Below are 25,080 nucleotides of genomic sequence, written 5' to 3'. Positions count from 1 at the left end.
GCCGGTGCCGGGAGTATGGCCACGCGGAATTATTTATTTCAAGGCTCGAAAAATAATATCTTGGCCACCTTGACCTGATCCGGTCCGGCGGGGGCACAATCATCCGCGTGAACGCACCCGCCGACTCGGCCGACGTACGACGCGGCAATCTGGCCCTGGTGCTGCGGTACCTCGACGCCCACGGCCCGTGTGCCCGTACCGAGGTCGCCGTCGGCACCGGACTGGTGCATGCCACCGTCACCGCGCTGGTCGCGGAGCTCATCGACCGCGGTCTGGTCCATGAGGCGGGGTCCGTGCCGACCGGCGGCCGGGGCCGCCCCCGGCGTCTGCTGGGGCTCGTCCCCGAACGCGTGGTCATCCTCGCCGCCCAGGTGAGCCTGGAGTCCGTGCACGTCATGGCGGCGGACTTCCAAGGGCACGTCCTGCACCGCGAGTCGGCGCCCCACCACGCCCCGTACGGCGATCCGCGCGCCCTGGCCGCGGTGATCGGCTGCGTGGTGCGCTCGGCCGAGGCGGCGGTACGGGAGGTGGCACCGCACGCCCACCTCGCCCAACTCGCCGTGGCCATGGCCGGACCGGTCGTCGGGACCTCCCAACTGGTCGCCGCCGCGATCGACTTCGGCTGGCGCAGTACCGATCTGCGCGCTCTGGTGACGGCCGAACTCCCCTTGCTCGACTGCCCTGTCGACGTGGTGAACGACGCCAACATGGCGGCCCTGGCCGAGTACCACGCCCTCGAAGCCGCCGGTGTGGAGCACCCCGACACCGTCGCCTACATCAAGGCCGACACCGGTGTGGGCGGCGGGCTCCTCGTCAACGGCCGTGTGCACAGCGGGAGTCACGGCATGGCGGGCGAGATCGGACACCTGCCGATCGCCCTCGACGGCCCCGACTGCCGTTGTGGCACCCAGGGTTGCCTGGCGACCTACATCGGCCCCGAACCCCTCATCCACGCGGCCGGGTTGGACCATGTCGCAGAGTCGGAGGGCGGCGAGGCGGCGCTGGCCGAGCTGGACCGCCGGCTGCGCGCGGGCGAGCCGGACGCGGTCGCCGCGCTCGGCGCGGCCGGGCACGCGCTGGGAGCCGCCGTCCTCGGCGTGTCCGGGGTCACCGACGCCGGCGAGATCATCCTCGGCGGATACCTCGCCACCTGGTCCTCCTGGCTCCGGCCCGGACTGGACGCCCGCCTGGCCGGGCGCCGCGCGCTGGCACCCGCCACGCAGCCGACCATCACCTACGGCGTCCTCGGCGGCGAGGCCACGCTGCGCGGCGCGTTCCAGACCTGCCGCGACGCTCTCCTCGACGATCCCACCGGCGTACCGGCACTCCCGCAGGCACCGGTCACCGTGCCGTCGCCGTAGGACCTGCGCGGCGGATCATCCCGCGTACGCGAGGCCCGGAGCACACGTCTGCGGCGGCCGGTCGCCGTCGCCCTCCCGCGCCTCGATCCACCCGGGATCCCCTCAACGAGCCCCGGAAGCACAGACGAACGGACCCGTCACCGTCGTCCGAAGTCGCGCGGACGCCCCACCGCACAGGCGCGAGCGCAAGGCCCAGCTCACATCCGCGGCGGCCCAGCGCTGCCGCACTCCAACCCACCCGACGAACCCCACCAGCACACACGACCACGCCCGCCGCCGACCCCCGAACCCACGCAGACATCCCACCGCACAGACGCGAGCGCGAGGCCCCCCAACTCACATCCACGGCGGCCAGCACCATCGCACTCCCACACCCCGACCCACCTCACCAGCACACACGACCGCACCCGCCGCCAACACCCGAACCCGCGCAGACATCCCGCCGCACAAACACGTGCACAAGGCCCGGAACACACATCAGCGCCAGCCCGAGACCGGCACTCCGCCGCACCCCGCCCCACCCACCGCGCCCCAGCAGCGCAGACGATCCGCCCCGTCGCCAGCGCCCGGAGCCCGCGCAAACACCCCACCGCACAAGCACGCACACGGAACCCGGACACACATCAGCGCCAACCTGCGACCGTCACTCCCCCGCACTCCGACCACCCCCAGCACCCAGCCGACACAGACAACCGGCCCCGTCACCCGCGCCCGAAGCCACGCCCACCCCCACCGCACGGACCTCCACGCCGAAGACCCCCGGACCTCGCCCCGGCGCCCCCGTCGCACCGTCGTCCCGAGCCGCAGCTTCGTGCCGCCGCCCCCGTACATGCATACTCGGGCTCTGCGCGCGCACCGGCGTTCGCGAGAAGCGGGAGGTGGGCGATGGTGCTGCCGTCGGCAGCGGGGACCGAGCCCCGGAAAATCACGATCAATGACGTCGCCAAGTCCGCCGGGGTGTCCCGGCAGACCGTGTCGCGGGCGCTCAACGACAAGGACGAGATCGACAGCGTCACGAAACAGCGGGTGCTCGACGCCGCTCGGGCGCTCGGATACCGGCCGAGCCGGTTCGCCCGGGGGCTGGTCCGGCAGGACACGATGACGATCGGGCTGGTGATCCCCGATCTGCTCAACCCGTTCTTCACGGAGGTCGCCGCCGCCGCGCTGGAGGCGGCCAGGACCCGTGGCTGGCAGGTCGTCGTGTACGACACCGGGGACCGGGCGGAGGAGGAACTCGGCACGCTCCAGGTGATCAGCTCGCAGGTCGACGCGGTCATCGGCTACTTCAGTTGCCCCGAGAGCGAGTTGGAGAAGTTCACGCGCGGTATGCCGGTGGTGCTCATCGGCCGGGAGGAGCGCACGCGGTTCAGCGCGATCCGGATCGACGGCACGGAGGGGGTGCACGCCGCGGTCGCCCACCTGGTCGCGCGGGGGCACACCCGGATCGGCATGCTCGACCACCACACTCGTGCCGAACCGAGCATCCGGCACGAGTGGTTCACGACGGCCGCGGCGGCGCACGGCCTCGAGACCGGCCTGGTGGTCGGCGCGGACCAGTCGGCCGACGGCGGCGGAGCGGCGCTCAGGACCCTGCTCGCCGACCACCCCGACATCACCGCGGTCTTCACGTTCAACGACATCATCGCGATCGGCGCCCTGCGCGAGGCCCGCCGGCTCGGCCGCAGGATCCCGCAGGATCTGGCGGTCATCGGCTTCGACGGACTGCAGCTCGGGGCACTCGTCGAGCCCCCGCTCAGCAGCGTCGCCCTGGACACCCGCGGGCTCGGCGCACTCGCCATCGAGCAGGTCGCGCGCCTGCTGTCGGGAGGGGAAGCGCTTGCCGCCGATGAGCTGGTCGTGCGGGGCGAACTGCGGCTGAGCGGCTCCGCCTGACCGCCGCTCCCGCGTCCGGTCCGAATGTCTTGACACCCGCCCGCACCGGAGCGCAAACTTCCGAACATTCGCAACACACTTCAAGAGGTCTATTTGCAAGCAGTCCCGTGAGCGCTCACGGGAGCGCTCACGGGACGCTCTTAGACCCCGCAACAAATGGTGTGCCCACGTCCCTTCCACCCAGAAGGCATCCCGCCCGAGGGATCAGCATCGAGCCGCCTAGCACCGTCGCTAGTCGTTGTCTGGAACGGAAACCATGAGCAGCACAGTCACGCGCATCCGCCTCGGCGCCGTCGCCGTGGCCGCCAGTGTCGCCGTACTCGCCGGATGCTCGTCATCCGCGCCGTCGGCCAAGACATCCGCGGCCTCCTGCGCGCCCGCGAAGGGCAAGGTCACCCTCCAGTACTGGAACACCGTTCCGGGCATGGACAAGGTCGTCGCCCTGTGGAACAAGAAGAACCCGGACATCCAGGTCGAGACGAAGAACATCTCCAACGACCAGTACGGCACCCTCGGCAACGCCCTCAAGGCGGGCAAGGCGCCGGACCTGGCCCAGGTCGGCTACGACGAACTCCCCAACCTGCGCACCCAGAGCGCCTTCGTGGACGCCTCCGCCTGCTCGGCCGCCACCGCCGCCAAGTCGAAGTTCGTGCCGTGGACCTGGTCGCAGACCAGCTTCGGCAACACCGGCGTGTTCGCCCTGCCGCAGGACACCGGCCCGATGGCCCTCTATGTTCGCAGCGACATCTTCAAGAAGTACGGCGTCGCGATCCCCACGACCTGGGACGAGTACGCGGCCGCCGCGCAGAAGCTGCACAAGGCGGACTCGAAGCTCGACATCACGTTCTTCGACCCGAACAACGCGGAGTGGTTCAACGGCCTGCTCTGGCAGAGCGACTCCCAGATGTACGGCTACTCCGGCGGCAAGTGGCAGGTCACCGTCGCGTCGCAGCAGAGCAAGCAGGTCGCCGACTACTGGCAGAAGTTGATCTCCGGCAAGCTCGTGCGCACCGATCTCGCCCACGGTTCGACGCAGATGTACGCCGCCTACCAGCAGAACCAGATCGCCAGCTACATCGGCGCCGCCTGGGGCTACAGCATGTTCCGCGACAACCTGCCCAAGCAGGCCGGGAAGTGGACGATCGTCCCGATGCCGACGTGGGGTTCGGACGGCGCCTCCGGTGACTGGGGCGGCTCGACCGTCGCGTTCATGAAGGGCAGCAAGCACCTCTACGAGTCGGTCAAGTTCAACACCTGGCTCAACACCGACCCGGAGGCCCTCGCGCTGGAGAACCAGTTGGGCGGCCTCTACCCGGCGGCCGACGCGGGGCTCCAACTGCCCGCGCTGTCCAAGGGAGTTCCGTACTACAACAACGAGAAGATCTTCGACGTCTTCGCCGCCTCGTCCAAGAAGATCAACACCAGCTTCGCCTGGGGACCCACACAGAAGACGGTGAACCTCGCGCTGCAGGACGCGATGGCCAAGGCGGCGGCCGGTGACGGCACGCTCAGCGACGCGCTGGCGGCGGCGCAGGCGGCCGCGCTGAAGTCCATGAAGGACCAGGCGATCCCGGCCGCGGCGGGCAAGTGACCGCGCAATGACCGACATCGCAACCCGCGCGACACGCGTGGTGCGGTCACCCGGGGGCCGCCGCCGTCTCAACGGCGGTGGCCCCCGGGCGGGCACCATCTTCGCGTTCGTGATCCCCTTCTTCCTCCCGTTCGTGCTGTTCTACCTGGTGCCGGTCGGCTACGCGCTGTGGCAGAGCGTCCGCGTCGTGCGCCGCACCGGCGGTCAGTACGGCACCTCGTACACGACCTTCGGCGGCTTCGAGCAGTACGGGAAGGTCTTCCAGAACGACGAGTTCTGGTCCAGCATCGGACGCATCGGGCTGTTCGGCATCGTGCAGGTGCCGGTGATGCTGTTCGTCGCGCTGGTCATCGCGCTGCTCCTCGACACTCCCCTGCTGCGGCTCAAGTCCGCCTTCCGCATCGCCGCGTTCATGCCGTACGCGGTGCCCGGTGTCATCGCCGCGATCATGTGGTCGTACCTCTACTCGCCCCAACTCAGCCCCGTCGTCGACCTGTTGAACGACATCGGACTCAAGCCCGACTTCCTCGGGCCGGGCGCGGTGCTCTGGTCGGCGGCGAACATCTCCACGTGGCTGTGGACCGGCTACAACATGCTGATCATGTTCTCGGCGCTGCAGTCGATCCCGCAGGAGCTGTACGAGGCCGCCAAGCTCGACGGCGCGAGCAACTGGGCCATCGCGTGGCGGATCAAGGTCCCGATCATCGCCCCGTCGATCGTCCTCACCACGGTGTTCTCGATCATCGGCACGCTCCAGCTCTACGCCGAGCCGGCCGTGCTGCGGCAGATCTCCTCGAACATCTCCAGCACGTTCACGCCGAACATGCTCGCCTACGCGGTGGCCTCCGGGAACAACTACCAGCAGGCCGCGGCGATCTCCGTGGTCATCGCCGTCATCACCTTCGTCCTGAGCTTCGGGTTCATGCGACTGACGTCGAAGAGGGCCGGCCTGTGACCAACCGATCCGTCAACCGTGAGAGCCAGGTCAGCCGTACCGCCGCGATGGCGCTGATGCTGCTGCTGGCGATCTACTTCCTGCTGCCGATCTACTTCCTGATCGTCGCCTCCACCAAGCCGCAGGGCGACCTCGCCGCCACCAACGGCCTGGCGTTCTCGCACTTCAACCTGTTCGAGAACCTGCGGGTCCTGTTCACCCGCAGCGACGGCATCTTCGGCCGCTGGGCCCTCAACACCGTGATCTACGCCGTGCTGGGTGCGGCCGTGGGAACGCTGATCTCGGCGCTGTGCGGCTACGCGCTCGCCAAGTTCCGGTTCCGGGGACGGGAGTTCCTGTTCTCCGTGATCCTTGGCGGTGTCCTGGTCCCGACCACCGCGCTGGCGCTCCCGCTGTTCCTGCTGTTCTCGGCGACCGGGATCGTCAACACGTACTTCGCGGTGTTCCTGCCCAGCATCGTCAGCCCGTTCGGTGTCTATCTCGCGCGGATCTTCGCCAACGCGGCCGTTCCGCAAGAGCTGTTGGAGTCGGCACGGCTGGACGGGGCGGGTGAGTTCCGCACGTTCTTCTCGGTGGCGTTCAAGCTGATGACGCCGTCGCTGGTGACGATCTTCCTGTTCCAGTTCGTCGCCATCTGGAACAACTTCTTCCTGCCGATGGTGATGCTGCAGAAGGAGTCGCTCTTCCCGATCACGCTCGGCCTGTACGAGTGGAACGGCCAGACCGCCCGCGCCCCGCTGCTCCAGGAGTCCGTCATCACCGGGTCGTTGGTGTCGATCGTGCCCGTGATCATCCTGTTCATCCTGCTCCAGCGGTTCTGGCGCACCGGTCTCGCCGCCGGTTCCCTCAAGTGACCGTCCCCGCACAGAAGGTGTCTCCCGCCATGACCGACTCCGCTGTCTTCGTGCCCCATTTCCACTGGGACCGGGAGTGGTACGAGCCCTTCCAGGTGTTCCGGCACCGGCTCGTCGCCGCCCTCGACACCGTGCTGGAGACGGCGGAGTCGGACCCGGACTTCCGGTTCACCGTCGACGGTCAGATGGCCGCGATCGAGGACTACTTGGAGATGCGGCCGGAGAACCGCGAGCGTGTCGCGGCCCTGGTCGGCGAGGGCCGGCTGGCGGTCGGGCCGTGGCTGATCCTGCTCGACGAGTTCCTCTGCTCCGGCGAGACCATCGTCCGTAATCTGCGGATGGGCTGGGCGGCCGCGGCCGAGCTGGGTGGCGCGATGCCGATCGGCTATCTGCCGGACATGTTCGGCCACATCGCGCAGATGCCGCAGATCCTCGCCCGCGCCGGCATCGAACACGCGGCGCTGTGGCGCGGGGTGCCCGGCTCCGTCGAGGGCCACGCCTTCGACTGGCGGGCGCCGGACGGCTCCCAGGTGCGTACCGAGTTCCTCTTCGACGGCTACGACAACGGCCTCGACGTCCTGCTGGTACCCGGCCGGATCGGCCGCGCGCTCGGCGACTACGCGGAGATGACGGCCGAACGGTGGGGCGGCGACCCGGTGTTGGCGATGGCCGGCACCGACCACAACGCACCCGACCCCCAACTCGCGTCCTGGCTGCGGCAAGCCGCCGACGCGGGCCGGGCGATCACCGTCGCCACCCTCGACGAATACCTCCGCAAGCACGTCCGTGACGAGGTGTCCGCCGTCGTCACCGGTGAGCTGCGCAGTCATGTGCGCGGCAACATCCTCCCGGGCGTGCTCTCGGTGCGGCTCGGGCTCAAGCAGCGGATGGCGCTCGCGGAGCGCACGATCGACCACGCCGAGCGCATGAACGCCCTGTGGTCCTGGCGCGACGACTCGCCGTTCCTGGACCTTGCCTGGCACAAGATCATCGAGTCGACCGCGCACGACTCGGTCGTCGGCTCCGGCACCGACGAGACCTGCGACCAGGTCGCCGCACGGCTCGCCGAAGCCGCGCAGACGGCGCGTGCCGTACGGGACGCGGCGCTCTCCGGGCCCGCCGCCCGGGTGCCGGGCGACGGTCATCTGGTCGCCAACCCGCTGCCGTTCGACCGTTCGGTGCTGGTCGAGGTGGACGTCGTGGCCCCGCCCGAGGGCGGCGCGCTCGTCGCGACCACCGCCGACGGCTCCACGGCCCCCGTGCAGTTGGTCTCCGAGGCTCCGACCGTCCTCAGCGACGAGCACATGGACGCCTCGCAGCTCGAACGCGTCCTGCGCCGTATCCACCGCCGCGAGCTCTTCGGCCGCCAGATCGACCACTACGAACTCACCCCCGGCGCCCTCGTGTTCCACCTCGCCGAGGTGCCGACCAGCGGCCCCTTCGACCTGTTGATCCTGCGCCGCGAGGTCGCCGCGGCGGCGGCCGCACATCCGGGTGACTGGCGGGTCCTGACGCTGGAGGAGGCCCGGGCCACCGCCCTCGTCCCCGTGCGCGTTCCCGCTTCCGGGCTCGCGTCCTTCCGGGTCGGGCCGGGCGACCGCGCCTCCGTCGCCGTACCGTCGCACGATCCCGCTACGGCGACGGACCGCTCCCTGTCCAACGGTCTGGTCGAGGTCGCGGTCGCCGCCGACGGCACCCTGGACGTCACCGGCTCCGACGGCACCGTGCTGTACGGAGTCGGCCGGCTCGTCGACGGCGGGGACCGGGGCGACAGCTACAACTACGCTCCTCCGGCGCACGACGTCCTCGTGTCGGAGCCGACGGACGTCACCGTCGAGCTCGTCGAGAACGGTCCATTGCGTGCGCGGCTGCGGGTCACCCGTGTCTACGCGTGGCCGGCCGCCCTCTCCGCCGACCGCGATGTGCGCGGCGAGCGGACCGTGCCGACGCCGGTGGAGACACTCGTGGAGGTGCGCGTGGGCGAGTCGTTCGTGCGGGTCTCCACGTCGTTCCTCAACCAGTCCGCCGACCACCGGCTGCGCTTGCACGTACCGCTGCCCGAGCCGGTGACGACCTCCGCCTCGGCCGGTCAATTCGCCGTCACCGAGCGCGGGTTGACCGCCGAGGGCGGCTGGGGCGAGTATCCGCTGCCGACCTTCCCGGCCGATGCCTTCGTGTCGGCCGGTGCCGCCACCGTCCTGCTCGACCACTCCAGCGAGTACGAACTGGTCGGCGAGGGCTCCGAACTCGCGATCACGCTGCTGCGCGCGATCGGCTCGATCAGTGTCAACATCCATCCCCTGCGCGACGAACCGGCGGCGAGCGAGATCCCCGTACCCGGTGCGCAGGACCTCGGGATGCGGATCGAGAACCGGTTCGCCGTCGTGCCCTCGACGAGAAAGACCGGCTGGCGCGGCGCGAACGCGGTCGCTCTCGCCGAGGAGTTCCGCGGCGACGTACTGGTCGCTCGTGGGACCGCGCCCGCCGGGGCTCGACTGCCGCCCGACACCACCGGGTTGCGGGTCGACGGGAAGGACGTCCTCGTCTCGGCCGTCCACCGTGTCACCGACGACGAGCACGGACCCGGCACCGAGGTACGGCTGACCGCGATGAGCGACAGAGCGTCGACGGCGGTCCGGGTGACGGGGGCGTTCACCGAGGCCGCCACCGTCGATCTGCTGGGCCGGACGATCTCCCAGTCCCCGGTCCAGGGCGAGCTCGACCTCGTCCTCGGTCCATGGGAGATCCACAGCCTCGTGCTCCGGTAGGCCGCCATGATCGAATGCAATACGCCCGTTCTGCTCTCACGAAAGCGTTGTGACCTCGTGCTTCCCGAGTTCTCCCCCCATGTTTCCGACCTCGCACCCGGGCGTGGCGCCCTGCGCCCGGCGCGTTCGTGGCTGCACTCCGACGCGAAGTCCCTTTCCCTGAACGGGCCTTGGCGTTTCCGCCTGTCCCCCACGCCGTCGGCGGCGGAGGACTTCGCGGCCGAGGGCTTCGACGCCCACGGCTGGGACAGCATCCCGGTGCCCTCCCACTGGGTGCTGGAGGGTGACGGCGCGTACGGCCGCCCGATCTACACGAACATCCAGTTCCCGTTCCCGATCGACCCGCCGTACGTCCCGGACGAGAACCCGACCGGCGACTACCGCCGCGCCTTCGACGTCCCCCCCGACTGGTCGGACGCCGAGCGGGTCGTGCTGCGCTTCGACGGTGTCGAGTCCCTGTTCCGGGTGTGGGTCAACGGCGTCGAGATCGGCGGCGCGAGCGGCAGCCGGCTCGCCCACGAATTCGACGTGACGGACGCCGTACGCACGGGCGAGAACGTCGTCGCCGTACGGGTGCACCAGTGGTCGGCGGCCAGTTACGTCGAGGACCAGGACCAGTGGTGGCTGCCGGGCATCTTCCGCGATGTCACCCTGATCGCCCGCCCGGCCGGGGGCATCGAGGACGTCTGGCTGCGCACGGGCTTCGACCACGGGCGCGGGCGGATCGAGGCCGAGGTCGTCGCCGACGCCACGGCGTTCCCGGTCACCCTGCGCCTCCCCGAGCTGGGCGTCGAGCAGGTCTGGGCGACGCCGGACGACGTGGCCCCGCTCGACCTCGCCGAGGTGGAACCCTGGTCGGCCGAGCTGCCCCGTCTGTACGACGCCACGGTGTCGACGGCCGCGGAGACCGTCACCCTGCGGGTGGGTTTCCGCACGGTCGAGATCCGCGGGGACCAGTTCCTGGTCAACGGTCGCCGGGTGGTCTTCCACGGGGTGAACCGGCACGAGACCCACCCCGAGCGCGGCCGGGTCTTCGACGAGGAGCACGCCCGCGAGGACCTGGCCCTCATGAAGCGGTTCAACGTCAACGCGATCCGCACCAGCCACTACCCGCCGCATCCCCGGCTGCTCGACCTCGCCGACGAGCTCGGGTTCTGGGTGATCCTCGAATGCGATCTGGAGACGCACGGCTTCGACAAGGTCGGCTGGGTCGGCAATCCCAGTGACGACCCGGCCTGGCGCGAGGCGTACCTCGACCGCGTCCAGCGCACGGTCGAGCGGGACAAGAACCATCCCAGCATCGTGATCTGGTCGCTCGGCAACGAGGCGGGCACCGGCAGCAACCTCGCCGCGATGTCGGCGTGGGTCCACGCCCGCGACGCCGAACGCCCCGTGCACTACGAGGGCGACCACGCCGGCGAGTACACCGACGTCTACTCCCGCATGTACGCGTCCGTGCTGGAGACCGAGCAGATCGGCACCGACGGCTCCCGCGCCCCGCTGCTCAACTGCACGCCCGCACAGGGCGCCCGGCAGCGCACCAAGCCGTTCCTGCTGTGCGAGTACGCGCACGCGATGGGCAACGGGCCGGGCGCGTTCGACCAGTACGAGGCACTGGTGCACGAGTTTCCGCGCCTGCACGGCGGCTTCGTCTGGGAGTGGCGCGACCACGGCATCCTGGCCACGACCCCGGACGGGACGCCGTACTACGCGTACGGCGGCGACTTCGGCGAGGTCGTCCACGACGGCAACTTCGTGATGGACGGCATGGTGTTGAGCGACGACGTGCCGACGCCGAGCCTCCATGAGTTCAAGGCGGTCGTGGCGCCGGTGCAGTTCGCCTTCGACGGCGACGGGGTCGCGATCTCCAACCTCCGGCACACGACCGACACCTCCGACCTGCGCTTCCGCTGGCGGGTCGAGCACGACGGAGTGCCGGTGGAATCAGGGGAGTTGGAGGTCCCCCTCGTCGCGGCGGGCGACTCGGGCCGGGTGTCCCTGCCGACGGTCCCGGTGTCGCCGGACGCCGAGACCTGGCTGACGATCGACGCCGAGCTGGCGACCGGAACTCCTTGGGCACCCGAGGGCCATGTCGTCGCGACCGCCCAACTGGACCGGTCCATTCGCCGTCCGGTGCCCGCTGCCCGTGCACGGTTCGACTGGAGGGCCGGCGACGGGACCTTCACGCTCGGCATCGCCGAGTTCGCCGGCGGATCTCTCGTACGGCTCGGCGAACGTCCCGTGGCAGGGCCGCGGTTGGAGCTGTTCCGGGCGCCGACCGACAACGACAAGGGCGCCTGGGGTGATGTCGCGGAGAGCGACGCGAACGTCGCCGGGGTCTCCAACGCCGAGCTGTGGCTGCGCGACGGACTCGACCGGCTGACCTCGCGTCGGGTGTCCGTGGAGCAGACCGGGGACGCGCTGCGCACGGTCGACAAGGTCGCGGCCGCCGACTCGGGTCTGTCGGTGCTGGTGGAGTCCGTCTGGTCGCGGGAGAGCGACGGCGAGGTGGAACTGCGGGTGGAGATCCAGCCCTCGCGCAACTGGCAGACGGTGTGGCCGCGGATCGGGGTCCGCTTCGATCTGCCCGACGGCACGGCTCCGGTCGACGGCGCCGAGTGGTTCGGTCTGGGCCCGCTGGAGTCCTACCCCGACAGTGTCCGCGCGGCCCGCACCGGCCGTTTCGCGTCCAGCGTCGGCGATCTCTCGGTCGACTACGCGCGGCCGCAGGAGACCGGTCACCGCTCCGAACTGCGCCGACTGGCGCTGACCAGCGGCGACACCGAAGTGCTGCACATCGTGGCACTCCCCGACACCCACGGGCGCCGCCCCGGCTTCACGCTCAGCCGCCACACCCCGCAGGAGATCGCCCGGGCCGGGCACCCCTTCGAGCTGCCGCAATCGACGACGAGCCGGCTGATCGTCGACGCCGCCCAGCACGGCCTCGGCTCCCGGGCCTGCGGTCCGGACGTGTGGCCCGCGTTCGCGCTGCGCCCGGAATCCCGGACGATCAGGCTCCGGATCACCGCACCGCGCTGAGTCGGTACCGCTGAGGGCGCGGTCTCGCACGGCGGGGACCGCACCCTCAGTATGGGAGGGGACGACTGCCGTCCCGGGGCCCCGGCCGTACCGGGCGTCCCCACGGGAAGGAGCTCCCGATGCCCACGCTGCTGTCGGTGAATGTCGGCATGCCGAAGGACGTTCCCTGGCAGGGCAGGACCGTCCACACCGGCGTGTGGAAGTACCCGGTGATCGGCCCGGCGATGGTCCGGCGGCTCAACATCGACGGCGACGGACAGGGCGACACCGCCGGCCACGGCGGCGAGCAGCGCGCCGTGCTCGTCTACCAGATCCAGTCGTACCGGCACTGGCAGCGGCACTTCGGCCGGGACGATCTCGGTTACGGCCAGTTCGGCGAGAACCTCACCGTGGACGGCCTGCTCGACGACGAGGTGTGCATCGGCGACCGGTACCGCATCGGGGAGGCCGAGTTCGAGGTCACCCAGCCGCGTGTCACCTGCTATCGCGTCGGCATGCGCTTCGGCGCGCCCGAGCTGGCCGCGCTGCTGGTGAGCCATCACCGTCCCGGTTTCTACATGCGGGTCGTACAGGAGGGGCGGTTGCAGGCCGGCGACCGGATCGTGCGGACCAGGACCGGTCCAAACGCGCTGAGCGTGGCCGACACCGACGCGCTGCTCTATCTCCCCGGCCGCGACCCCGCCAAGCTGCGCCAAGCCCTGGACATCCCCGCGCTGAGCCCCGGCTGGCAGGGCTCGTTCCGTGAACTGCTCGCCGCGGCCGACGGTTCGGAGCCCGCGGCCCGCCCGGCCTGGGCCGGTTTCCGCGACCTGCGGGTGACGGACGTGATCCCCGAGAGCACGACGGTCACCTCGATCCGGCTGACCGCCCCGGACGACTCCCCGCTCCCGGCCGCCCGCGCGGGCCAGTACCTGACCCTGCGCGTCCCCGCCACGACCGGCCCCGCCCCCGTGCGCAGCTACTCGCTGTCCGCCGCGCCCGACGCCGACAGCTACCGGATCAGCGTCAAACACGAGCCGCACGGCACCGCGAGCGGCTATCTGACCACGCGGCTACGGCCCGGCGCCGTCCTCGAAGTCGCCGCGCCCCGTGGGGAGTTCGTGTACGCCGAGGGCAGCGGACCGGTGCTCCTCGTCTCCGCCGGCATCGGTCTCACGCCGGTGCTGTCCATGCTGCACGCGCTCGCCGCGCAGGGCAGCAAGCGTGAGGTCTGGTGGATCCACGGCGCCCGCGGCCCCCGCGAGCACCCCCTCGCCGCCGAGGCGCACGAGCTGCTCACCTCACTGCCGGACGCGCACGAGCACGTGTTCTACAGTGCGGCCACACCCGAGGAACGGCAGCGCGCCCGTGCCGCGCCGGGACGCCTCACGAAGGAGAGGCTGCTCGCCCTGTCCGTCCCGGCCGACGCGACCGCCTACGTCTGCGGCCCAGCCCCCTTCATGACCGACATGCGGCAGGCCCTCACCGAGGCCGGCATCGACCCGGCACGCATCCACACCGAACTGTTCGGAACTCTGGACGCCGTCAACCCCGGCCTCACCGACCGACCCGCCCGAGCGCCTCACCCGCCCTCGGGACCGCCTGGAACGGGCCCGCTGGTGACCTTCGCGCGCAGCGGCATCGCCGTCCCGTTCGACGACGGCGACCGCAGTGTGCTCGAACTCGCCGACGCCTGCGACGTACCCACCCGCTGGAGCTGCCGCACCGGCGTGTGCCACACCTGCGTCACGCCCCTGCTGTCGGGCGCGATCACCTACTCCCCCGATCCGCTGGAACCACCGGCCGACGGCGAGATCCTGATCTGCTGCGCCCGGCCGGGCACGGACATCGTCCTGGACATGTAGGGCCGCCGCGGACCCCCGTGGAAAAGATTCTTCCGACCTGCAACCTCGATGCCGTCGGAACGTCTGTCCGGGTGGAGGCGCCTCCGAGCCAGGGCCTTCGCCACGGGAAGCCACCTGTGGCGGCGGCCCGACAGTCCCGTCACCATCGACGATTCGAGGAAACACATGTCCGCAGGTCAGGCTGCCCGTAGCCGCCTCCGCTCGGGCCGGGTGCGGCTCGCTCTGGGAGTCACCGTCGCCGCGCTCGCCGTGGGCGTCCCCCTCACCGCCCATGCCGACACCGCCGGGCCCGTCCCGCAGAAGGCCAAGAACGTGGACCTCAGCGTGTGCGAGGACCCGGACCCCAGCCCGGTCGAGGCAGTGCCGGACGGGAAGGTCGGCAACCCGAAGCCGCTCCCCCAGCACACCGCCGTCATCGTCGGCGAATGCGGTCCGGACTATCCGAACGTCGGGGAACCGGTGGACGCGACTCCCGTCCCGGGTGAGAAGTAACCAGCCCGTCGAGGTGGAGCCGCCGGGTCACCGCCCGGCGGCTCCACCGCCCGTCCGGTGCTCCCGGGCGGAAGTACGAGAACCATGAGGTCCGGGAGATCCATGAGCACAGCGACGACGACCCCGGCCGCCCCGGCCCGGCAGGCCTACGGCGGGCCTGCGGTCGCGCACAGCCCCCTGCGCGCCCGGGCCGACGCGCTGCGACGAGCGGTATGGCGCCTGGTGCGCGAAGCAGTCTCGGGTGGCCGGTCACCCGCGCTCCCGGACTCGCCGGCCGGCCACGCCGACCTCGGTGAACCCGGCATCGACGAGCTCTACTCCCACCGCCGCCTGGACCTGGTCCGGCTGGCCCTGCTCCTGGTGGACGACCTGCCCACGGCGGAGGACGTCGTACAGGACGTCTTCGCCGCGCTCTGCCGCCGCCACGGCGAGCGGCTGACCGGCCTGGACAACCCCGACGCGTATCTGCGCACGAGCGTGGTCAACACCTCGCGCTCGGTGCTGCGCCGCCGCCGTACGGTACGGGCCCACGTGCCCGAACGAGCAGGGCACGCGCCCTCCGCCGAGGAACCCGTGCTGCTGCGCGAGGAGCACGGAGAAGTGATCGCCGCCCTGCACCGGCTGACCCGTCGGCAGCGCGAAGTGCTGGTCCTGCGGTACTGGTCCCATCTCAGCGAGGCCCAGATCGCCGACACGCTGGGCCTGTCCCGCGGGGCGGTCAAGTCCACCGCGAGCCGGGCGCTGGTCGCCCTGCGCCGAGAGCTGGAGGCTCCCCGATGATCGAGCAGGACCTCGGCTCCGGAGGCCTCCCCCCGGATCCCCTCGAACAGCGGCTGCGCGACGCCCTGCGCGCCCGCGCCGACTCCGTCCACCTGCACGCGCTCCGGCCCGCCGCCCCGCCGACCGGACGGGCCCGGCTGTTCCGGCTGTCTGCCGTCGTCCCCGTCCGCCGTACCGCGCTGGCGTTGCTGGTCGTGGCCGCCGCGGTGATCGGCGTCCTGTTCGTGGCGATACACGAGGTCCGGGAGACGCCGGTCAGGCCTGCGAACCGCCCGTCGATGTCACCCACCCCCAACGCCACTGACGCCGTACCCGATCCTCCCGGGTCGGGCGGGGTCGACGCGACACCCCTCCCTTGACGGCCGGCTCATCCGCAGAGGCGGCTCCCGGCCTCTGCCGCCCACTCGTCCGTCGGGAGATCGAGGAGCCGCTCGATCCGGGCGCTGTCCGGCAGCGGACCGTGATCGGCCGTCACCTTCAGGGCCGACGCGGCGGTGATGTGGCCCAGCCGCAGCGCGCGTTCCATGCCCTCGCCGCGCAGCAGACCGGTCAGGACGCCGGCGGCGAACGCGTCGCCCGCTCCCACGGGCTCCACCACGTCCGTGTCCAGCGCGGGCACGATCCGGATGCCCTCGTCGCTGAAGGCGATGGCCGAACGGCCGCCGTCCTTGACGACGAGGAGGCGCGGATGCGCCAACAGCCGCCGTACGTCTGCCGGTTCGAGGTCCGCGCCCCAGAGGTCCCGCGCCTCGTCGAGGCCCACGAAGGTGATGTCGGCCCGGTCGGCGAGATCGCGCAGCACGGTGGCGGCCCTGCCGGGCGGCCACAGCGCGGGGCGGTGGTTGACGTCGAAGCTGATGGCGTACGGCCGCTCACCGGCCGGCACGGCGAGCGCCTCGGCGACCAGGCTCAGGCAGGACGGGGACAACGCCGGGGTCACGCCCGTGAGATGGACGACGGCGGCCGATCTCAGCCGGTCGTCGTCGAGGATGTCGGGGCCCATCGCCGAGGCCGCCGAGTTGCCGCGGTAGTAGTGGACGCGGGTCCTCGAACCGGTCGGCTCCTTCACGAGCAGGCCCGTCGGCCGCTCCGGGTCGCGGCGCACGCCGCTGACATCGACACCCGCGGCACCCACCTCCGCGAGCACGCGCCGCCCGAGCGGGTCGTCCCCCACGGCCGAGAGCCAGGAGACCGGGATCCCCAGATCCGCCAGGTACATCGCCACGTTCGACTCGGCCCCGGCCACCGACACCCGCAGATCGTCGGCGCTCTCCAGCAACGCGGACGGAGCGGGAGCCAGGGCCGCCATGGTCTCGCCGATGCACACCACCGCCCCCTCCGCCGACCGCCACCCGTCCCTCATGACGACTCCCCCACGAACGACTCCAGTTGTACGACGGCGAGAAAGGCCCGGGTCCGGGCGCGCAGCGCGGTCAGGCTGCCGCCGTCGGCCGCGTCCCCGACCAGGGGTGAGCCGACGCCGACAGCGGTCGCCCCGGCGTCCAGGTATGCCCGGGCGGCCAGCTCGTCGACACCGCCCACCGGCACGAACACCTCGTGCGGGAACGGACCGCGCAACGCCTTCAGATAGGCGGGACCGCCCGCTTCGGCGGCCGGGAAGATCTTCAGCGCGGCGGCACCGAAGGAGCGTGCGGCGAGGATCTCGGTGGGGGTCATCACCCCGGCGATCACCGGCAGTTGGAGCCGGTGCGCCTCGCGGATGCCGTCCCCGAGCGCGGGCGTGACGGCGAAGTCCGCACCGGCCCGTCGGGCGGCGCGGGCGTCCTCGACGGTCAGGACCGTACCAGCGCCGAGCGGCCGGTCGGGACCCAGTTCCTTGCGTGCCCGCTCGATGACGGACAGGGCGTCCGTACCGGTCAGGGACACCTCGATCAGTTCGACGCCCTCCTCGGCCAGGGTCAGTACGGTGCGTACGGCGGCTTCGGGATCGGTGCCGCGGACGATCGCGAGCAGGCGGTGGGCGGCCAGGGCCGTACGGAGATCCGTGTCTCGCAGATCCATGTGACGAATTCCCTTCCTGTACAGGTCGGTTCAGGCACAACGGCAGTTCGTGGTGAGCGTCAGCCGCCACCGCGCCTCGCCCGACGCGGGTACCCGGGCCGCGTCACCGGGGCCCGCCTCCGCGAGGTCGAAGACGCGGCCGAGCATCGGTTCGACGCCCGTGCTGCGGTAGGGGTGCGGGGCGGGATAGCCGCCGAGGTTGCGCCACAGCGCGACGGACAAGGGCTGCCCGTCGGCTTCGAGGGCGAGCGAGAGCCGGTCGGCCCGGTCGTGGACGCAGCACTGGGCAGCGTCCACAACGGCTCCCACGGCGGTGCCGTCGTCCGGCCCGAACCGGTCCAGGCGCAGTCCGCACGGCGCGGGCCAACCGCCTTCCACCCATGCGGCACCGTCCGGCCACGCCCGGTCCACCAGCGGCGCCGCCTCGGGGAAGAGCCGGGTGCGCGCTCCTTCACGGATGCGCAGCCCCGCGTGCTCCGAGAGGTCGAGCAGAGCATGGGCGGCCCAGACGAAGCGGAAGCCCGCGTCGGCCGTCAGGACGTAGTCGGCCTCGGCGCCGGCGGCGGTGGCACGCACCGTGCGCGCCAAGGTGAAGCGGTCGCAGTGGAGGACGTCCGCCGTGCCCTCTCGCGTCCAGGGTCTCGACCAGGCGTCACCGTGGTCGGGGGTGCCCCGGACCGTGGGGACGCACTCCTCCAGTCCGCCCGCGTCCACGAAGGCGTCCCCCGGTGCGGCCTTCTCCCGCTCAGGAGCCTCGCGTCGCCACAGCCATTCGCGCCCCGCCGTTGTGCGCAGCGAGGTCCAACGGCCGCCCTGGGCACGGTCGATAACGATGTCCAACGGCACGGTCACCACTCCGCGAAGGAGCCGTCGGGGTGCCGCCACACGGGGTTGCGCCAGGCGTGTCCGGTGCGGTCGGCGGCGCGTACGGCTGCCTCGTCGATCGTGATGCCGAGGCCGGGCGCGTCGCCGCGCACGGCATGGCCGTCGACGAACCGGAACGGCGCGGGGTCGACGAGGTAGGAGAGCAGGTCGGCGTCCTTGTTGTAGTGGATGCCCCGACTCTGCTCCTGGATAAGGAAGTTGGGGGTGGCGAACGCGACCTGCAGACTGGCCGCCAGGGCGATCGGGCCGAGCGGGCAGTGCGGGGCGAGCTGGGCGCCGTAGGCCTCCGCGAGCGAGGCGATGCGGCGCACCTCCGAGATGCCGCCCGCGTGGGACAGGTCGGGCTGGGCGACGGCGATGCCCGCGGCGAGCACGGGCAGGAACTCGGCGCGTCCGTAGAGGCGTTCACCGGTGGCCAGGGGTATCGGGCTCGACGCGACCAGGCCGGCCAACTGATGGCCGTGCTCGGGCAGGACGGGTTCCTCGACGAACAGCGGGTGCAGCGGGGCGAGTTCGGCGAGGACCCGGCGGGCGCCTGCGGCGGTGAAGCGGCCGTGGAAGTCGACCGCGACATCGCGCTCGGGGCCGAGTGCCTCACGGGCGGCGGCCACGCGGGCGACGATCGCGGCGGTCTCGGCGGGGGTGGGGATCGCCGAGGTGGCTCCGGCGGCGTTCATCTTCACCGCGCTGAAACCGGCCTCGACCTGGGCGGTTATCTGTTCGCCGAGCTGGGCGGGTTCGTCGCCGCCGACCCAGGCGTAGACCCGGACGCGGTCGCGCACGGGACCGCCGAGCAGGGCGTGCACGGGGGCGCCGTACGTCTTCCCGGCGATGTCCCACAACGCCTGGTCGAGGCCGGCGACGGCGCTGGAGAGGACCGGGCCGCCCCGGTAGAAACCGCCCTTGGACATGACCTGCCAGTGGTCCTCGATCCTCAACGGGTCCTGGCCGACGAGGTGTTCGGCCAGGACGTCGACGGCGGCACGGACGACCTCGGCGCGCCCTTCGACGACCGGTTCGCCCCAGCCGATGACGCCGTCGTCGGTCTCGACACGGCAGAACAGCCAGCGGGGCGGGACGAGGAAGGTCTCGACACGGGTGATCTTCACTGAGACCGGGAGCCTTCCGTTTCCTCGGAGCCCTCTTCTGTGTCTTCTTCGGAGTCGCCGAGGCGGTCCAGATCGCGGCCGGCCTGGTCGAGCAGGGCACGCATCGCGGCCTCGGCGGCCTGCGGGTCCCGCTCGCGTACGGCGTCCATTACGGCCCGGTGGGCCGGGACCGGGTCCTCGCTGTGCGGGGCGCTGTGCACGATGCGGTCGCGGTGGGCCAGGCCGGACTCGATCACCATCTCCATGCGTTCGAGGAGTTCGTTGTGGGTGGCGGCGAGCAGGGCGCGGTGGAAGGCGAGGTCGGCCTCGACGGCGTGGGCGGCGTCGGTGCCCTGCTCCCCCATCGCGTCGAGGGCGCCGTCGAGGGCGACCAGGTCCGCGTCGGTGCGGCGCTGCGCGGCCAGGCGTACGGCGGCGGGTTCGATGATGGCGCGCACCTCGGCGAGGTTGTGCAGCAGCGCCCGGTCGGACTCGGTGGTGGAGGCGCCCTCGAACTGCCAGCGCAGCACGTCGGCGTCGAGCAGGTTCCACTCGGCGCGGGGGCGCACGAAGGTGCCGCGGCGCTGCCGGGCGTCGACCATCCCCTTGGCGGCGAGCACCTTCAGCGACTCGCGCAGCGCGGTCAGGCTCACGTCCAACTCGCTCTGCAGCGCCACGAGATCGAGCGTGGCCCCTTCGGCGATCTCGCCGCCCAGGATGCGGCGGGCGAGGACTTCCACGGTCTGGCCGTGGACGCCGCGTCGGGCGTAGGGCGTCATGTCGTACAGCCTTTCTGCTGGTTGGGGAGCGTGGTCATGCGGAGGCCTTGACGACGCTCCAGCCGCCGTCCACCACGAGACTCGTCCCGGTGATGAAGGCGGCTTCGTCGGCGCTGAGGAACGCGATGGCCGCGGCCACTTCCTCGGGCGAGCCGAAGCGGCGCAGGGCCGTCTCGGCGATGCTGCGTTCCCGTTCCTCGGGCGGCACCCGGTCCCAGGCCGCGGTCAGTATCGGTCCCGGCACGACGGCGTTGACGCGCACAACGGGCCCGTATTCGACGGCGAGTTGGGCACACAGGGAGAGCAGGGCGCCCTTGGCGGCGGCATAGGCGGGATGCCCGGGAATGCCCTTGTGCGCGTGTACGGACGAGGTCAGCACCACCGCGCCCCGGCGCTCCCGCAGATCGGGCAGGACCGCCCGGAAGCCGAGGAAGCTGCCGGTCAGATTGACGTCGAGCTGCCGCTGCCAGGACGGCAGGGTCATCTCGTGCGCGGGCGTGACGTCGACGGTGAAGGCATTGCTGACGAGGACGTCGACGGGCCCGAAGGCGTGCGCGGCCCCGACGATCCGCGCCCAGTCGTCCTCGGCCGCGACATCGGCGGCCACGAACCGGGCCCGCCCGCCGTCCTTGCCGATCCGCTCCGCCACCGCCTCGCCCCGCTCCTCGGCGATGTCGGCGAGCACGACGGCGGCGCCCTCCTCGGCGAGGCGTACGGCCGTGGCGGCTCCGATGCCGGAGGCCGCGCCGGTGACCACGGCCGTGCGGCCGGTGAAACGGGCGCCGTGCCGTCGTACGGACTGCTCCATCGAGGTTCGACTCCTTCGCGTCCTGCGTGTCTTTCGCGGCTGTCACGAGCAAGGGCTTGCTGGAAACATAAGGGGCTCACTCGCGCACGAGCACGACCAGGTCCGCGTCATGATCGGCACTCCAGGCGAACGGCAGACCGTAGTGCAGCAGATGCGCTCCGCCGTACGACGTCCCACCGGCCGTGTCCCGGTAGCGGGCCGTCGGTTCGAGCCCCCGCAACCGCAGCCGGGCCGGACGCCCCGGCACGAGCGGGGCGCCGTCGAGCCGCCCGGTGCTCAGCGCGGCGACGACGGTACGGTCCCCGGCGTCGTACTGCACCCCACAACTCACGTCCTCCGGCGTGCCGAGGAGCCGCGCCTCACCATGATGGATCACCTCCCGCACCTCCTTGTACCGGCCGATCCACCGGGCGGCCTCGGCCTGCTGTTCCGGTGTCCAGGTGCGCAGGTCGGCGCCGATGCCCAGCACCCCGCACATGGCGTTGACGAAGCGGAAGGCGAGACTGCGCGGGCGTGGATCGAAGACTCCGGGCGCGTCGGTGACCCAGGAACTCATGATGTGCGGGGCGTGCGCGTGCAGGAAGCCGTACTGGACGGAGAGCCGGTCCAGCGGTGCGGTGTTGTCGCTGGGCCACACCACGTCGGTGCGCGCGATCGTCGTGTGCTCGATCCGTCCGCCGCCGCCCGCGCACCCCTCGACGGTGACGTCCGGGTGGGCGGCACGGAGGTGGTTGAGAACGCGCAGGTACCCGGTGACGTGCTCGGCGTCCAGGTCGACGCGGCCGGCGCCGGGGCGACCGCGTTCGGTGGGCGGGCGGTTCATGTCCCACTTGAGGTAGCCGATGTCGTAGGTGCCGAGCAGCCGGTCGAGCGTCCCGATCACGAAGTCCTGGACGTCGGTCCGGCCGAGGTCGAGGAGCAGCTCGTTGCGGACGAGGCGGCCGGGACGGCCCTCGATCCGGTAGACCCACTCGGGGTGTTCGGCGTACAGACGGCTGCCCGGGCTGACCGCCTCGGGCTCTATCCACAGACCGAAGTCCAGGCCCAACGCCCGTACGTCCGCCACAAATTGGCCGAAGCCCTGGGGGAAGGCAGCGGGGTCCGGCCACCAGTCGCCGAGTCCCCCGGTGTCGTCGGCGCGTCCGGTGAACCAGCCGTCGTCCACGACGAACAGTTCGGCCCCGATGTCGGCGGCCGTCTTCGCCAGCTCCAGTTGGCCGGCCGCGTCGACGTCGAAGCCGGTGGCTTCCCAGGAGTTGTAGAGGACCTTGCGGGGGCGGTGGAGGCGTTCGCCGGAGAGGTGTCGTTCGTAGCGGTGCCAGACGCGGGAGAGTCCGTCGAGTCCGTCCGGGCTGAAGGCGCAGGCGAGTTGGGGGGTGGCGAGGGTTTCACCGGGGGCGAGGACCACCGCGCCCTCGTGCGGCACGCGCCCCGCTCGCACCCGCACGGAGCCGCCGGGTTCGGCCTCGGCGGTGATGTGCCAGTTGCCGGGCCAGGCGAGGGCGATGCCGTACGCGGCCGGCGCGTCGCCGTCCTGCACCGCGAGCCAGGGTGCGTACGCGTGACCAGGCGCGCCTTGGAGGCTGCCGATGGTGAACGTGCCTCTGGGCAGATCGAGTCGGGTGCGCTGGAACTCCTGCGACCACTGGCCCGTGAGGTAGGTCAGGCGGGCGACTCCGGTGACGGGGATGTTCACGGCGGCCGAGTCGAGGCGCTCCAGGCGGAGTTCGTCCGTGGCGGTGAACTCTGTCCGGCGGAGGATCACGTCCGTGCCCGGGACGGTCTCGTAGTGGAGGACGGTTCGGAGGCCCAACTGCTCGTCGTGGAAGGCGAGTCGCAGTGCGCACTCGTCCGCTTCCGCGCCTGCGAACTCCCACCACACGCCCCGGTCCTCGCCGTCCGGACGCGACGCGACCAGCTCGGATCCGGTGAACGGGCGCAGCCCGTACGGGAGATACTCGGCGGGCGCCGCGTCGGCGGGCGTGATGAAGTGCGTACGCCTCGACCGGTCCAGGGCGGAGGGACCGTCTTCGACGCCGAGCGGTCCCCACGCGTCCAGCTCGGCCCACGGGCCGTCCGGGGACAGGCGCACGGTGTAGCTGGTGTGCTCCGTGCGCAAGGTCCAGCGCTGGTACGTCACTTGACCGCCCCGAGGTTGAGCCCGGCCACGAAGTGCCGCTGGAAGCGCAGGAACACGGCGACCGTGGGTGCGGCGGCGATGACGGAGCCGGCCGCGATGACGTTCCACATCGACACGAACTGACCCTGGAGTCCGATGAGGGCGGCGGTGATCGGCATCCTGGTGTCGCTGCGCAGCACGGTGATCGCCCACAGCAGGTCGTTGAAGATCCAGGTGAAGGACAGTGCGCTGAGCGCGGCCAGGGCGGGGCGCGTCAGCGGGAGGATGATCCGCCAGAAGATCTGCCAAGGCCCGGCGCCGTCGACGACCGCCGCCTGCTGGATCTCGGCCGGGATCGAGCGCATGAATCCGTGCAGGACGAAGACGTAGAAGCCGACGCCGAAGCCGATCTGCACGCCGATGAGCGCGGGCAGGGTGTCGAAGACGCCCATCACTTCGCTGAGCTTGGACACCGGGATGAGGAGGATCTGCGGCGGGAGGAGGTTGCCGCCGAGCATGAGGAGCAACAGGGAGCGGCGGAAGGGGAGTTCGTAACGGCTGAGGGCGAACGCGGCCATCGCGGCGAGGGCCAGCGTGATCAGGACGCTGGGGATCGTGACGATCAGGCTGTTGATGAGGGCGCGCTGCTGGCCGCCGTCGACCCAGGCCTGGCGGAAGTTGCCGAGGGTGAAGGAGTGCGGCCAACTGCCCAGGCCGTTCGCGGCGATGTCGTCGAAGGAGCGCAGGCTGGTCACCAGGACCAGGGCGATGGGCAGCAGCCACAGGATCGCCAACGCCCCGGCACCCAGGTGGAATCCGGCGGTCGCGGCCCGTTTGCGGCGCAGGGCCGTGGAGTTGGCGGACATCAGTCGGCCTCCCGGAACGCGCGGACGAGGTAGGAGCAGATGACGCCGAAGGCCAGCACGAAGATGACAACGGCGAGTGCGGAGCCGTAGCCGAGTCGTAGGGACTGGAAGGCGGTCGAGTACATGTAGGTGCTCAGCAGCTCGGAGGAGTGGTAGGGGCCGCCGCGGGTCAGGGACCACACGACGTCGAAGGAGCGCAGCGAGTCGATGACGATGACGGACAGAACCACCGCGTTGACGCTGCGCAGTTGGGGCAGCGTGACGTGCCGCAGGCGTTGCCAGGCGCTCGCGCCGTCGACCTTGGCGGCCTCGTACAGGGCCGGGTCGATGCCCTTGAGGCCGGCCAGGTAGAGGACCATGACGTAGCCGATCTGGCGCCAGAGCGCGGGCACGATCACGGCGTAGAGGGCGGTGTCCTGGTCGGCGAGCCAGGCGTGGCGGAGGCTGCCGAGGCCGACGGACTGGAGGAGTTGGTTGAGGACGCCGTCGGGCTGGTAGATCGCCTGCCAAACCAGGGCGGTGGCGACCAGGGAGAAAACGACCGGCAGGAACAGGGCCGCTCGGTAGAAACCCACGCCGCGGCGCTCCTGTTGGAGCAGGAGGGCTGCGGCGAGGCCGAGCAGGGCGGAGAGGCCGCCGAAGAGGACGAGCCAGAGGACGGTGTGGCCGGCCGCGCTGCGGAAGACGTCGTCGTGGGCCATCTCCCGGAAGTTGTCCAGGCCGACGAACTGCGGTGGGGAGACGCCGTCCCACTTCGTCAGGGCGAGGCAGAAGCCCTGCACGGCGGGCCAGAACACCCACACGGCCTCGACCAGGAGCGGGACGAGGACGAAGGCGAGCACCAGCGGGGGTGTGCGCCGGGGGCCCCGAACCCGCTTGCCCTGCGCGGGCGTTCGGGTCGGGGACTTCCGGTCGGGCGCGGTCAGGACGGCCATG

The 25,080-nt window shown here is 71.4% G+C and carries 20 protein-coding genes; 11 read left to right on the top strand and 9 right to left on the bottom strand.

The genetic code is table 11. The features are described 5' to 3' along the window. Window positions 1-107 precede the first annotated feature (107 nt). From OG223_RS49960 to OG223_RS49910, 11 genes are all read left to right on the top strand, one after another. Window positions 108-1,361 carry an ROK family transcriptional regulator gene (locus OG223_RS49960; protein ID WP_329264154.1) on the top strand — a complete coding sequence of 418 codons (1,254 nt, stop codon included), beginning with the start codon at window positions 108-110 and terminating at the stop codon, window positions 1,359-1,361. Between the two features lie 885 nt (window positions 1,362-2,246). Continuing rightward, window positions 2,247-3,254, top strand: a complete 1,008-nt coding sequence (locus OG223_RS49955; protein ID WP_329264152.1) for a LacI family DNA-binding transcriptional regulator — start codon at window positions 2,247-2,249, stop codon at window positions 3,252-3,254. 256 nt (window positions 3,255-3,510) lie between these two features. Next, a complete protein-coding gene (locus tag OG223_RS49950) occupies window positions 3,511-4,845 on the top strand; it encodes an ABC transporter substrate-binding protein (protein WP_329264150.1) in 1,335 nt (444 codons plus the stop codon). Window positions 4,846-4,852: 7 nt separating this feature from the next. Further along, the gene (locus OG223_RS49945) at window positions 4,853-5,800 is read left to right on the top strand and encodes a carbohydrate ABC transporter permease (RefSeq protein ID WP_329264148.1); all 948 of its coding nucleotides are present in this window, start codon (window positions 4,853-4,855) and stop codon (window positions 5,798-5,800) included. A 47-nt stretch (window positions 5,801-5,847) separates the two neighbouring features. After that, window positions 5,848-6,654, top strand: coding sequence for a carbohydrate ABC transporter permease (locus OG223_RS49940; protein ID WP_443073879.1), 807 nt, complete (start codon window positions 5,848-5,850; stop codon window positions 6,652-6,654). A gap of 29 nt (window positions 6,655-6,683) precedes the next feature. Further along, window positions 6,684-9,422 (top strand): alpha-mannosidase, encoded by a 2,739-nt coding sequence (locus OG223_RS49935; protein ID WP_329264145.1) that lies wholly within the window; start codon window positions 6,684-6,686, stop codon window positions 9,420-9,422. Window positions 9,423-9,479: 57 nt separating this feature from the next. Then, entirely contained in the window at window positions 9,480-12,461 is a 2,982-nt protein-coding gene (locus tag OG223_RS49930; RefSeq protein WP_329264143.1) for a glycoside hydrolase family 2 TIM barrel-domain containing protein, read from the top strand. A gap of 119 nt (window positions 12,462-12,580) precedes the next feature. Then, complete coding sequence (locus OG223_RS49925) at window positions 12,581-14,305, top strand: MOSC and FAD-binding oxidoreductase domain-containing protein (RefSeq protein ID WP_329264141.1); 1,725 nt, start codon at window positions 12,581-12,583, stop codon at window positions 14,303-14,305. A 165-nt stretch (window positions 14,306-14,470) separates the two neighbouring features. Further along, entirely contained in the window at window positions 14,471-14,797 is a 327-nt protein-coding gene (locus tag OG223_RS49920) for a hypothetical protein (protein WP_329264139.1), read from the top strand. 102 nt (window positions 14,798-14,899) lie between these two features. Further along, window positions 14,900-15,577 carry a SigE family RNA polymerase sigma factor gene (locus OG223_RS49915; RefSeq protein WP_329264137.1) on the top strand — a complete coding sequence of 226 codons (678 nt, stop codon included), beginning with the start codon at window positions 14,900-14,902 and terminating at the stop codon, window positions 15,575-15,577. After that, a complete protein-coding gene (locus OG223_RS49910) occupies window positions 15,574-15,936 on the top strand; it encodes a hypothetical protein (RefSeq protein ID WP_329264135.1) in 363 nt (120 codons plus the stop codon). Before OG223_RS49915 ends, OG223_RS49910 begins: the two co-directional genes overlap by 4 nt. A gap of 8 nt (window positions 15,937-15,944) precedes the next feature. Here OG223_RS49910 and OG223_RS49905 read toward each other — a convergent pair whose 3' ends face one another. From OG223_RS49905 to OG223_RS49865, 9 genes are all read right to left on the bottom strand, one after another. Further along, complete coding sequence (locus OG223_RS49905) at window positions 15,945-16,940, bottom strand: sugar kinase (RefSeq protein WP_329264133.1); 996 nt, start codon at window positions 16,938-16,940, stop codon at window positions 15,945-15,947. Beyond that, window positions 16,937-17,599, bottom strand: coding sequence for a bifunctional 4-hydroxy-2-oxoglutarate aldolase/2-dehydro-3-deoxy-phosphogluconate aldolase (locus OG223_RS49900; protein WP_329264131.1), 663 nt, complete (start codon window positions 17,597-17,599; stop codon window positions 16,937-16,939). The genes OG223_RS49905 and OG223_RS49900 overlap by 4 nt, the downstream gene beginning before the upstream one ends. Before the next feature lie 30 nt (window positions 17,600-17,629). After that, window positions 17,630-18,451 carry a hypothetical protein gene (locus OG223_RS49895; RefSeq protein ID WP_329264130.1) on the bottom strand — a complete coding sequence of 274 codons (822 nt, stop codon included), beginning with the start codon at window positions 18,449-18,451 and terminating at the stop codon, window positions 17,630-17,632. After that, complete coding sequence (gene dgoD / locus OG223_RS49890; RefSeq protein ID WP_329264128.1) at window positions 18,448-19,593, bottom strand: galactonate dehydratase; 1,146 nt, start codon at window positions 19,591-19,593, stop codon at window positions 18,448-18,450. The genes OG223_RS49895 and dgoD overlap by 4 nt, the downstream gene beginning before the upstream one ends. Beyond that, window positions 19,590-20,351, bottom strand: coding sequence for a FadR/GntR family transcriptional regulator (locus OG223_RS49885; RefSeq protein ID WP_329264126.1), 762 nt, complete (start codon window positions 20,349-20,351; stop codon window positions 19,590-19,592). The genes dgoD and OG223_RS49885 overlap by 4 nt, the downstream gene beginning before the upstream one ends. Window positions 20,352-20,385: 34 nt before the next feature. Beyond that, complete coding sequence (locus tag OG223_RS49880) at window positions 20,386-21,159, bottom strand: SDR family NAD(P)-dependent oxidoreductase (RefSeq protein ID WP_329264124.1); 774 nt, start codon at window positions 21,157-21,159, stop codon at window positions 20,386-20,388. Window positions 21,160-21,235: 76 nt separating this feature from the next. Further along, complete coding sequence (locus tag OG223_RS49875; RefSeq protein ID WP_329264122.1) at window positions 21,236-23,299, bottom strand: alpha-galactosidase; 2,064 nt, start codon at window positions 23,297-23,299, stop codon at window positions 21,236-21,238. Next, on the bottom strand, window positions 23,296-24,144 hold the full coding sequence (locus OG223_RS49870; protein WP_329264121.1) for a carbohydrate ABC transporter permease: 849 nt from the start codon (window positions 24,142-24,144) through the stop codon (window positions 23,296-23,298). The genes OG223_RS49875 and OG223_RS49870 overlap by 4 nt, the downstream gene beginning before the upstream one ends. Further along, window positions 24,144-25,079, bottom strand: coding sequence for a carbohydrate ABC transporter permease (locus OG223_RS49865; protein WP_329264119.1), 936 nt, complete (start codon window positions 25,077-25,079; stop codon window positions 24,144-24,146). The genes OG223_RS49870 and OG223_RS49865 overlap by 1 nt, the downstream gene beginning before the upstream one ends. Between the last annotated feature and the right edge of the window lies 1 nt (window position 25,080).

The sequence above is a fragment of the Streptomyces sp. NBC_01478 genome (genome assembly GCF_036227225.1).
Lineage (GTDB): Bacteria > Actinomycetota > Actinomycetes > Streptomycetales > Streptomycetaceae > Streptomyces.
The sequence above is the reverse complement of the archived record's forward strand: the minus strand, read 5'-3'. Positions and strand labels throughout refer to the sequence as shown.

Bases quoted from the DNA above. Each gene is read 5' to 3' on its own strand.
- OG223_RS49955 (WP_329264152.1), top strand. From the start codon at position 2,247: ATGGTGCTGCCGTCGGCAGCGGGGACCGAGCCCCGGAAAATCACGATC.
- OG223_RS49950 (WP_329264150.1), top strand. From the start codon at position 3,511: ATGAGCAGCACAGTCACGCGCATCCGCCTCGGCGCCGTCGCCGTGGCC.
- OG223_RS49945 (WP_329264148.1), top strand. From the start codon at position 4,853: ATGACCGACATCGCAACCCGCGCGACACGCGTGGTGCGGTCACCCGGG.
- OG223_RS49940 (WP_443073879.1), top strand. From the start codon at position 5,848: ATGGCGCTGATGCTGCTGCTGGCGATCTACTTCCTGCTGCCGATCTAC.
- OG223_RS49935 (WP_329264145.1), top strand. From the start codon at position 6,684: ATGACCGACTCCGCTGTCTTCGTGCCCCATTTCCACTGGGACCGGGAG.
- OG223_RS49925 (WP_329264141.1), top strand. From the start codon at position 12,581: ATGCCCACGCTGCTGTCGGTGAATGTCGGCATGCCGAAGGACGTTCCC.
- OG223_RS49920 (WP_329264139.1), top strand. From the start codon at position 14,471: ATGTCCGCAGGTCAGGCTGCCCGTAGCCGCCTCCGCTCGGGCCGGGTG.
- OG223_RS49915 (WP_329264137.1), top strand. From the start codon at position 14,900: ATGAGCACAGCGACGACGACCCCGGCCGCCCCGGCCCGGCAGGCCTAC.
- OG223_RS49910 (WP_329264135.1), top strand. From the start codon at position 15,574: ATGATCGAGCAGGACCTCGGCTCCGGAGGCCTCCCCCCGGATCCCCTC.
- OG223_RS49905 (WP_329264133.1), bottom strand. From the start codon at position 16,940: ATGAGGGACGGGTGGCGGTCGGCGGAGGGGGCGGTGGTGTGCATCGGC.
- OG223_RS49900 (WP_329264131.1), bottom strand. From the start codon at position 17,599: ATGGATCTGCGAGACACGGATCTCCGTACGGCCCTGGCCGCCCACCGC.
- OG223_RS49885 (WP_329264126.1), bottom strand. From the start codon at position 20,351: ATGACGCCCTACGCCCGACGCGGCGTCCACGGCCAGACCGTGGAAGTC.
- OG223_RS49880 (WP_329264124.1), bottom strand. From the start codon at position 21,159: ATGGAGCAGTCCGTACGACGGCACGGCGCCCGTTTCACCGGCCGCACG.
- OG223_RS49870 (WP_329264121.1), bottom strand. From the start codon at position 24,144: ATGTCCGCCAACTCCACGGCCCTGCGCCGCAAACGGGCCGCGACCGCC.
- OG223_RS49865 (WP_329264119.1), bottom strand. From the start codon at position 25,079: ATGGCCGTCCTGACCGCGCCCGACCGGAAGTCCCCGACCCGAACGCCC.